The organism is Bradyrhizobium sp. 23 (genome assembly GCF_023073295.1).
In the GTDB taxonomy this organism is placed as follows: Bacteria; Pseudomonadota; Alphaproteobacteria; order Rhizobiales; family Xanthobacteraceae; genus Bradyrhizobium; species Bradyrhizobium canariense_D.
The window spans coordinates 37,982-47,127 of record NZ_JADPJF010000124.1 but is presented as its reverse complement, the minus strand read 5'-3'; the positions used below and the strand labels follow the sequence as shown (position 1 = coordinate 47,127).

General features: G+C 63.5%; 10 protein-coding genes. 3 read left to right on the top strand and 7 right to left on the bottom strand.

What is annotated here, in order from left to right; all coding sequences use genetic code 11:
* Window positions 1-233 (bottom strand): hypothetical protein (locus IVB32_RS29370; RefSeq protein WP_247412340.1); only part of this gene is annotated, 233 nt, incomplete at its 3' end.
* A gap of 204 nt (window positions 234-437) precedes the next feature.
* Between IVB32_RS29370 and IVB32_RS29365 the strand changes: the two genes are divergently transcribed.
* The 3 genes from IVB32_RS29365 (at window position 438) to IVB32_RS29355 (ending at window position 3,184) form a co-directional block, all read left to right on the top strand.
* Window positions 438-1,130 (top strand): peroxiredoxin, encoded by a 693-nt coding sequence (locus tag IVB32_RS29365; RefSeq protein ID WP_247371184.1) that lies wholly within the window; start codon window positions 438-440, stop codon window positions 1,128-1,130.
* 110 nt (window positions 1,131-1,240) lie between these two features.
* Window positions 1,241-2,599, top strand: a complete 1,359-nt coding sequence (locus tag IVB32_RS29360) for a M23 family metallopeptidase (RefSeq protein WP_198957644.1) — start codon at window positions 1,241-1,243, stop codon at window positions 2,597-2,599.
* A 99-nt stretch (window positions 2,600-2,698) separates the two neighbouring features.
* Window positions 2,699-3,184, top strand: coding sequence for a low affinity iron permease family protein (locus IVB32_RS29355; protein WP_026232740.1), 486 nt, complete (start codon window positions 2,699-2,701; stop codon window positions 3,182-3,184).
* Window positions 3,185-3,301: 117 nt separating this feature from the next.
* On the opposite strand, the gene IVB32_RS29350 is transcribed toward IVB32_RS29355, so the two are convergent.
* The 6 genes from IVB32_RS29350 to IVB32_RS29325 form a co-directional block, all read right to left on the bottom strand.
* Complete coding sequence (locus tag IVB32_RS29350; RefSeq protein WP_247371050.1) at window positions 3,302-4,537, bottom strand: ABC transporter substrate-binding protein; 1,236 nt, start codon at window positions 4,535-4,537, stop codon at window positions 3,302-3,304.
* Between the two features lie 108 nt (window positions 4,538-4,645).
* Complete coding sequence (locus IVB32_RS29345; protein ID WP_247371047.1) at window positions 4,646-5,557, bottom strand: DMT family transporter; 912 nt, start codon at window positions 5,555-5,557, stop codon at window positions 4,646-4,648.
* A 79-nt stretch (window positions 5,558-5,636) separates the two neighbouring features.
* The gene (locus tag IVB32_RS29340) at window positions 5,637-6,512 is read right to left on the bottom strand and encodes a DMT family transporter (protein WP_247412186.1); all 876 of its coding nucleotides are present in this window, start codon (window positions 6,510-6,512) and stop codon (window positions 5,637-5,639) included.
* A gap of 13 nt (window positions 6,513-6,525) precedes the next feature.
* Window positions 6,526-7,407, bottom strand: coding sequence for an NAD(P)-dependent oxidoreductase (locus IVB32_RS29335; protein ID WP_085353511.1), 882 nt, complete (start codon window positions 7,405-7,407; stop codon window positions 6,526-6,528).
* Window positions 7,407-8,538, bottom strand: a protein-coding gene (gene prfB, locus IVB32_RS29330) for a peptide chain release factor 2 (RefSeq protein WP_143273426.1) whose coding sequence is annotated in 2 segments (ribosomal slippage) — window positions 7,407-8,468 and window positions 8,470-8,538 — 1,131 coding nt in all. Because the reading frame shifts where the segments join, the coding sequence is not laid out codon by codon here. Before prfB ends, IVB32_RS29335 begins: the two co-directional genes overlap by 1 nt.
* Window positions 8,539-8,649: 111 nt before the next feature.
* Window positions 8,650-9,146: penicillin-binding transpeptidase domain-containing protein (locus tag IVB32_RS29325; protein WP_247412184.1), on the bottom strand; the 497-nt coding region annotated here is incomplete at its 5' end.

Genomic DNA, 9,146 nt, shown 5'->3' with positions numbered 1-9,146 from the left:
CGCGACAACAGCCGGCGCGCCCGATGGCCCGCCGCCGCTTCCTGATCCGGATCCCAGTCGGCGTCGTCCCATTGCTGCTGCTCTGGTTGGCTGCCGCGCCGATCCAAATCCCGATTGTAATCCTGGGGCGACGTATTCCTTGGCATTGCCTCTCGATACAGGCGCCCGTCGTGGGATTGAGCGCCGCCGGGGCCGCAGCCGTCGACGGGAAGCGAAGCTTCCCGCGCCGGCATTGCCGCCATACCTCGAATATTCCTTCTGTTCGTCATGTCGCCCCGGGAGCGCGTTCAACGAGCAGTGGGGTGGTGCGTGGAATTCCTTGTAACCAGACTCCGGCGTCGTCAGACTCGCCCCGCCGAGGGCACGATTCCGGCATAGCGGAAAAGGGCTGCAATACCGCTTTGGTTGACCCGCCGAAAGCGACGAAAGGAAGGCGTATGTCCAAGAAATCCCAAAAGAAATCGTCCAAAACGCCCTCCGTCACTCCGACGGCTAAAAAGACGCCCGTGAAAGCGCGGGCTGCGACTCAAACCAAGTCCGCAAAAACACAGCGGACACCGGCGAGCAAATCAACTGGGACCATAGCAAAGACAGCATCGCATAAGGCCGCATCGAAACGGTTAAATTCTTCCAAATCGGCATTCGCGCCTGAAACGGCGGCGAAGGCCGGCTTGGCTGAGGGGCAGAAGGCTCCCGCCTTCCGCCTGCCCCGCGACGGCGGCGGCGTCGTCGCGCTGTCGGATTATACCGGCCAGAAGCTGGTCCTGTTCTTCTACCCCCGCGCCGACACGCCGGGCTGCACCAGGGAGGCCATCGATTTCACCCGGCTCACCGGCGCCTTCGCCAAGGCTGGCACCGCCGTGCTCGGTATCTCCGCCGATCCGGTCAAGGCTCAGGACAAGTTCCGGGACAAGCACGGTCTCGGCGTGCCCCTCATCTCGGACGAGACGCACGAGATGCTGGAGGCCTACGGCGCCTGGGGCGAAAAGTCCATGTATGGCAAGAACTTCCTGGGAATTCTTCGCACCACGATGCTGCTTGGCGCCGACGGCAAGATCGCGTGGATCTGGCGCAATGTCCGGGTCGAAGGCCACGCCGACGAGGTGCTGGAAGCCGCAAGGAGCCTTTAACCAATCATTTAAATTCAAGGGGTTCCGTTTCCGGAAAATTAACCATGACCGGCCCAGATTGCCGCGGCAATTAGGCCGAACGGACTCATCCGATCGGCGCGGGAGTGCCGATGTCGAAAAGTTCTGCCCAACTCTCGCAGTACCCCCAACATCACCCGCACGACCATGGACGGGCCTTTCATCGCCGTGCCGCCGCAGTGGCAACCGCGCTTCCCCTTCCGGACACCGACGACGCCTACACCATCGTGCATCACGGCAAGCAGGTTCGCCTGGGACCTGTGGTGTTCTGGATCGTGGTCGGCACTGTCGTGTTGCTCGGGCTCTGGTCGGCCGCAACCGCGACCTATTTCGCCTTCCGCGACGACGTCCTCACCCGGCTGATCGCCCGGCAGGCCGAGATGCAATACGCCTATGAGGACCGCATCGCCGAGCTGCGCGCCAAGGTCGACCGCACCACTAGCCGGCAGCTGCTCGACCAGGAGCAGTTCGACCAGAAGCTCGACCAGATCATGAAGCGCCAGACGGCGCTGGAGTCCCGTGCCACGGCGCTCGGGTCCATGCCGGACGTGACCGGATCGATTCCACGTTCCACCCCGCAGCGTGGCGATGCCAGCCAGACGACGCAGGGCACGCCAAAGCCCTCGCCGATCAGCGACACCGTGATCTTCGTGGCGCCGCCGGATCGCGAAGCGCGGCTCGAATCGCGCGCGCCGACCCTCGCAGCTCCGCCCGTCAATCAATTCGCCAAGAACCAGGGGTTCGACAACGTCGTCGTTCGGCTCACGACCTCGCTGGACCAGGTCGAGCGTCGCCAGATGGCGGCGCTCAACGCCGTCGAGGAAGGCATGGATTCGCGCATGCGCCGGATGCGCGGCGTCGTCAGCGATCTCGGCCTGAACCTCGCAAATCTCGAAGCCGCCGTGCCGCGCACCGCGATGGGCGGGCCGTTCGTGCCTGTTAAAATCACCGCCAGTTCGGGGCCGTTCGAGAAGCAGCTCTATCGCATCAACAACACCCGAGCCGAGATGGACCGGCTCAATCGCACGCTCGCGCTCGTGCCCTATCGCAAGCCCGTCATCGGCGAGGTCGAGTTCACCTCCGGCTTCGGCGTGCGCAGCGATCCGTTCCTCGGCCGGCCCGCGATGCATACCGGGCTCGACTTCCGCGCCGCGAGCGGCGATCCCGTTCGCGTCACCGCCAACGGCAAGGTCGTCTCGGCCGGCTGGTCCGGCGGCTACGGCCGCATGATCGAGGTCGATCACGGCAATGGCCTTGCGACGCGCTACGGCCATCTCTCCGAGATCAATGTCCGGGTCGGCGAGATCGTTAGAATCGGCCAGGTCGTTGGTCTCGTCGGGTCGACCGGCCGTTCCACCGGGCCGCATCTGCACTATGAAACCCGGATCGACGGCGAAGCGGTCGATCCGCAGAAGTTCTTGCGCGCCGGCGTGCGACTCAGCGCGGGCTAGGCTCGTTGAGAGCGCGCTCGTCTCGTCCCAGGTTTACATGGCGGAACTTCGGAGTTCCATCCGCGTTAGGTCGCAGGTCCTCAATGGCGCGATCTTCTGATGCAACAGATCCATACGAAAGCTCGTCCGGCCAAGGGCAAAGCGGACCAGCCACGTAACAACGCGGCTCAACTCTTCAGCGATATTGCTAACCGAACATCTCAAGCGGCCGGGCGAGCGCTGACATTCATGATTGCAGCCGGCATCATCCTGGTTTGGGCGGTCACCGGTCCCATCTTCCATTACTCCGACACATGGCAGTTGGTGATCAACACCGGCACCACCATCGTGACATTCCTGATGGTCTTCCTGATTCAGAATTCCCAGAATCGCGATAGCGCGGCCATTCAGGTGAAGCTCGACGAACTGATCCGGGTGAGCGCGGTGCAAAATTCCTTCGTGGGAATTGAGCATTTGACCGACGACGAGCTCGACGAGATCCGCACCAAATGTGAGCTTCGCGCCAAGGCCGAAAAGGTCGGAGACGAGACAGTCAAGAATACCGGCAAGAAGGCGAAACGCGCCGCCGATCTCGTCACCGAATAAGCGGACGGATGCCGGGAACGACGAGGTGCGCAGCTTCGTTCGCAATCGCAACGCTTCGGCAGGCTCGCCCCGTCTTCATCACACCAGGCAACTGGCCCGCCGCGGAGCCAGCCCTGACTATTGGCCGCGCTCGTGGCCGACCTCACCGGTGATGACGTCGCCGAACAACTCCCAAGCCTGGCCGTTGAAGCGCATCAGCTGCATCTGCTCGATCGGAAAATAATCGTCGGCCGAAGTGTTGACCATGATCCCGGGCAGCATCAGGTCGGTGTGAAAATCCTTCAGGCTGGTGGCCTGCTTCATCACGTTGTCACGGGTGAGATTGTCGCCGCACTGCCTCAGCACCTGCGCCATCGCCTCCGCCTGGACGTAGCCATAAAGGTTGTTGGCGTTGGTCTTGTCCCCTTCGGGATAGTACTTATCCATGAAGGTGCGCCACGCGACGACCGCCGGATCCTTGTCCCAGGTCGGGTCGGTCGGATCCTTCAAATATGCTGTCGAGATGATATCCTTGGCATAGTCGAGCCCGGCGGGCTTGAGCACCGAGGCGATCGAGGTAGCCGTATTGGCGAGGAAGAATTTTGGCTTCCAGCCGAGCTCGCCGACCTTCCGGATCGCCTGTGCCGAGCCTTTCGGCGCGGCCCATGAGAAGAAGATGTCGGCGCCGGAATCGTGAAGCGCAACGATCTGCGAGTCGATCGAGGGATCGCTGACCTCATAGGATTTGTCGGCGATGATCATATCGGCCTTGTCGCCGAGTCCGTCCTTCAAGCCCTTGAACTGGTCCTTGCCGGCGTCGTCGTTTTGCCAAAGAACGGCGATCTTGCTGTTCGGAAAGTTGTCGCGGATATACTTCGCGTAGATCCGCCCCTCGCTCTGGTAGTTCGGCTGGAAGCCCATGGTCCAAGGGAAATTCTTGGGGTCGCCGAATTTGGTGCCGCCGGAGGCGACGAAGAGCTGCGGCACCTTCTTGGCGTTCATGTATTTCATGATGGCGGAGTTCGAAGGCGTGCCGAGCGGCTGGAAGATCAGCAACACCTCGTCGCTCTCCACCAGCTTGCGCGCCTGCTCGATCGCCTTTGGCGGCGAATATGCGTCGTCATAGCTGATGAAATTGATCTTGCGCCCGTTGATGCCGCCCTGATCGTTGATCATCTTGAAAAACGCTGCCTCGGTCTTGCCGATCACGCCATAGGACGACGCCGGCCCGCTATAGGGCATGATATTGCCGAGCTTGATTTCGGTGTCGGTGGCGCCGGGGTCGTATTTTTTCTGCGCCAGGGCCGGTGTCGTGACGAGCGCGCCGGCAGCTAGAATGGCGAGGGCAGCAAGGCTATTGCGACGACCCGGCATCGTTCTCTCCCCTGTGTTTTATAGTCTTGTTTTGCCGAGAGTGTCGCAAGGTGGCTCTCTGCTGGCAAGCGCCACGATTTTCCGTAAGATGAAACGGCGGCTCTGGAACTATGTGCCGCGCCGCAGCAGGTTCAGAACGCGCCCGTCGATCACCAGCAATGCGCTGCCGATCACAATCGCGCCCGCGATCTCTCGCATCGAGATCGGCTCGCCCAGCACAAGCCATCCCAGAAGAATGGCGGTGACGGGAATGAGCAGTGTCACCAGCATCACATTGGTTGCGCCCGACCGCCGCAGGATCTGGAAGAAGACGATATAGGCGAGCGCCGTCGACAGGCCGGCAAGGCCGAGCACCGCGAGCCAAATCGTCACGCCCGGCAGCGGGAGACGCCACGGCTGCTCCGCTGCGCCGGCCACGATCGCCATCATCACCGTGGAAGCCATCAGTTGATATGCTGCCGTCCCCAGCGGCGGGGAGTCCTTCAACAACCGGCGCGCCGCCAGCGCCGCGAAGCCATAGCTGAAGGCGCCGCCGAGGCAGAGCAGGATGCCCAGCCCCTGCCCCGCCCGTGTCTCGACACCCCATCCGTGCAGGATGATCACGCCGGCGAGGCCCAGTGCTACGCCGGCGACGCGGCGGAGCCGTAAGGCCTCTTCGCCCGCCGCGGCCATCACGATCACCGTGAACAGCGGCGTGGTGGCATTCAGGACCGACGCCAGCCCGCTTGGAATGAAAGTCTGGCCGATCACGATCAGCGAGAACGGGATGACGTTGTTGAGGAGCCCCATCGCGACGAATGGTTTCCAGCCGGCGATGCCCTTGGGAAAGGCGATGCCCTGAAAACGGAGCAGCGGCAGCAGAAGGGCTGAACCAAGTGCAACGCGCATAAACACCAGCGTGAGCGGCGGCAATTCCCGCAGCGCCGCGCCGTTGAAGAAGAACGAGCCGCCCCAGAGCGCCGAGAGCACAGCGAGCAGCGACCAGTCGCGCGCGTCGATACGGTTGTCGATCGGGGACATGGCGTCTCACAGCGATGGTCCGACCTGCTAGGACTGCGCGACCAAAATTGCCACCCGATTTCCGGGTAAAGGGCGAGATTCAGGATCGATCGCGACTTCGCGCGTCAACCGCGATATCCGCAACCACCGCCCCAACGACCAGAACACCGCCAACAAGGGCGTGGACGGCAGGTACCTCCCGAAAGGTAATCCAGATCCAGAACGGCATCAGCGGCGTTTCCAGCGTCGCAATCAGGGAAGCCTGGCTCGACGGCAGGAGGCGCGAGCCGAGCATGTAGAATGTCAGCCCCAGCGCCACCTGAAAGCAGCCGAACATCGCGAGGATCGCGAGGTTGGCGCTGTCGATATGGACGACGTCGTGCGCAAACGGAAGGCTGACGAGGCTTCCCAGGAAATTCGACAACGCCGCCGCTGCCACCATCGATGTCTCCTGGTAGCGTCGGATCACAACCGTCATCGCCGAGATGGCGAGTACCATGAGGCAGCTCAGCGCCACGCCTCCAACATCAGCCCCGGCTTCGATGCCTCCGACCGTGATGGCGACGCCGCCAAAGGCAACGAGGCTCGCGATCAGGGTACGCCATGTTACGGCTTCGCCAAGCCACAGCCACGCCAGCGCCGCGGCCACGAAAGGCTGCGTGGAGATCAGCACAGCCACATTCATCACCTTGGTCATCTGGAGCGCGGGGATGAAGGAAACCATGCCGAGCGTGGACAATGAGGCGACGAGCAAGCCGCCGCGTCCCGGCGCCACCAATTGCCGCAGCGCGCCGCGTCCCTGCATCACGACGAGAAACACCGAGATCAGACTGCCGCCGAACACGCCGCGCCAGAACAGAATGGTCCAGGGATCGAACGGCAACAGACGTGTGAAGAACGGCGCCGTGCTCCAGGCAATCGCAGCTGATATGACGAGGGCAATGCCGAGACCGCGTTCCGAACGAGGCTGCCCCATGTCGATGCGGCCGCTAGGACGGTTTCTTCGGCCGCGACACCAGTTCGATCATCTTGCCTTCGTCGTCGTCAGGCATCGCGGCCTTCGCTTGCGCGTAGGCTTCCACCGCGGCGCGCGCGACCAGCGGCTTGTCGGCCAGCAGGCTCTCGGCGAGCTTCACCGCGTAGGCGGCATCCTTGTGCCGCAGCGCTGCCGTGAATGTCGCGCCGGAGAAATCGCGGGAGACCATGCGCTTGGAATGACGCTGCACCTGCGGGCTCGCGGCCACGCCCGCCTGAATCGACTCCAGCACGAGGTTCATGTCGAGCCCGGCCTGCTCGGCAATGGCAAGCCCCTCGGCGAGGCCGGCGATCTGGATCGCGCCCATCAGATTGTTGATCAGCTTGTAGACCGTGCCGGAGCCGACCGCGCCGAAATGGCGGATGGTCGAGCCGATCGGCGTCAGATAAGGCCGCGCGCGTTCGAGATCGGCGGCATCGGCACCAACGAGCAACGTCAGCTTTCCGCTCGCGGCCGCATCCGGCAATCCCGTCACGGGGCAATCGATATAGATCAGCCCGCGAGCGTTCATCTCGCGGCCCATCTCGCGCGCATGGTCATAGGAGACGGTGGAGCATTCGATCGCAATGGTGCCGGCCTTCGCGGTCTTGGCTGCGCCCTCGGGCCCGAGCCAGACCGCACGCGAGGCCTCATCATCGGCGACCATGGTCACGACGGCGTCGGCGTCGATCGCCGCGTCCTCAGGCGAGGTCGCCCAGAGCGCGCCGCGCGCGATCAGGTCTTCCGCTTTTGTTTTACTGCGATTCCACAGCGTCACCGTGAAGCCAGCATCGAGATAGCGGCCGGCCATGCCATGGCCCATCCGCCCAAGCCCGATGAAGGCGATCCGGGGCATCAGTCGACGTCCTCGATGTCGGCGCCGGGAGTGCCGAAGGCGCGCTGCGCCAGGGTCGCGGCCATGAAGTCGTCGAGATCGCCACCGAGCACGCCTGATGTGTCGGAGGTCTGCACACCCGTGCGCAGGTCCTTCACCATCTGGTAGGGCTGGAGCACGTAAGAGCGGATCTGGTGGCCCCAGCCGATGTCGGTTTTGGCGGCCTGGTCGGCGGCGGCCTTCTCTTCGCGCCGCTTCAGCTCGATCTGGTAAAGCCGCGCGCGCAGCATGTCCCAGGCCTGCGCCTTGTTCTTGTGCTGCGAGCGGCCGGCCTGGCAGACCACGGCGACACCGGTCGGGATATGCGTCAGCCGCACCGCGGACTCGGTCTTGTTGACGTGCTGGCCGCCGGCACCACCGGAGCGCATGGTGTCGACGCGGACGTCGGATTCCTTGATGTCGATCTTGATGGTGTCGTCGATCACCGGAAACACAGCAACGGACGAGAACGAGGTGTGCCGCCGCGCGTTGGAATCGAACGGCGAGATCCGCACCAGGCGGTGCACGCCCGCCTCGGTCTTCAGCCAGCCATAGGCATTGTGGCCGGAGACCTGGATGGTCGCGGACTTGATGCCGGCCTCTTCGCCCTCGGACTCTTCCAGCACCTCGACCTTGAAGCCGTGGGTTTCGGCCCAGCGCGAGTACATGCGAAGCAGCATCTGGGCCCAGTCCTGGCTTTCGGTGCCACCGGCGCCGGCATGCACTTCGAGATAGGAATCGAAACTATCCGCCTCGCCCGACAGCAACGCCTCGAGCTCGCGCCGGGCGACTTCCTTCTTGAGGGTCTTGAGCGCGGCTTCGGCTTCCTTGACAACGCCCTCATCGCCCTCGGCTTCGCCGAGCTCGATCATGCCGATGTCGTCTTCGAGCTCCTGCTCGACCTTGCCGATGCCGGAGAGCGCATCCTCAAGCGAGGTGCGCTCCTGCATCAATTTCTGGGCTTTCTGGGGATCGTTCCAGAGATTGGGATCTTCTGCGAGCTTGTTCAGCTCAGCGAGGCGCGCCGTCGATTTCTCGACGTCAAAGATGCCTCCTCAGCAGCCCGACAGACTGCTTGATCTCTTCTACCAACCGTTCGATTTCGGCGCGCATGTGGTTCTCTGGTCTCGCGGAATTTTTCCGCGTCTAATGACAACGGGATGTAGCGGCGGCGGCTGCAAAGCGCAACCGCCGCGGCGACGAACGTCTGTCTTGTCCTAAGCCTTAGTACAGCCCGCCGGTGCCCGGCCGCATGAAGAAACCGGAATCCGGCTGCTGCTGCTGCGACGCCGGCACGCCGCCTCGCCCATCGGCATCGGCAACGCCGATGACGGAGTAGTTATCCGGCGGCGCCGTGCCCGGCTTGAAGGCTTCGAGAATGGTTCCGCCGGTCTCGCCCGGACCGGCGCGCATGCCGGACTTGGCGACGACCCGCACCAGCTTGATGCCGGCCGGCACCTTGAACGGGACCGCGGGCTTGTCGGCGAGCGCGAGCTGGAGGAAGTCGCGTGCGATGGGAGCTGCGAGATGGCCGCCGGTCGCGGCGTTGCCCTTGCCGAGCGGACGCGGTTTGTCATAGCCCATATAGATGGCAACGGCGACGTCGGGCGAGAAGCCGACGAACCAGGCGTCCTTGGCCTCGTTGGTGGTGCCGGTCTTGCCGGCGATCGGCTTGCCGACCTGCTTGACCACGGTCGCGGTACCGGCCTGGACCACGCCTT

Bases quoted from the DNA above. Each gene is read 5' to 3' on its own strand.
- IVB32_RS29345 (WP_247371047.1), bottom strand. From the start codon at position 5,557: ATGTCCCCGATCGACAACCGTATCGACGCGCGCGACTGGTCGCTGCTC.
- IVB32_RS29340 (WP_247412186.1), bottom strand. From the start codon at position 6,512: ATGGGGCAGCCTCGTTCGGAACGCGGTCTCGGCATTGCCCTCGTCATA.
- IVB32_RS29365 (WP_247371184.1), top strand. From the start codon at position 438: ATGTCCAAGAAATCCCAAAAGAAATCGTCCAAAACGCCCTCCGTCACT.
- IVB32_RS29355 (WP_026232740.1), top strand. From the start codon at position 2,699: ATGCAACAGATCCATACGAAAGCTCGTCCGGCCAAGGGCAAAGCGGAC.
- IVB32_RS29335 (WP_085353511.1), bottom strand. From the start codon at position 7,407: ATGCCCCGGATCGCCTTCATCGGGCTTGGGCGGATGGGCCATGGCATG.
- IVB32_RS29360 (WP_198957644.1), top strand. From the start codon at position 1,241: ATGTCGAAAAGTTCTGCCCAACTCTCGCAGTACCCCCAACATCACCCG.
- IVB32_RS29350 (WP_247371050.1), bottom strand. From the start codon at position 4,537: ATGCCGGGTCGTCGCAATAGCCTTGCTGCCCTCGCCATTCTAGCTGCC.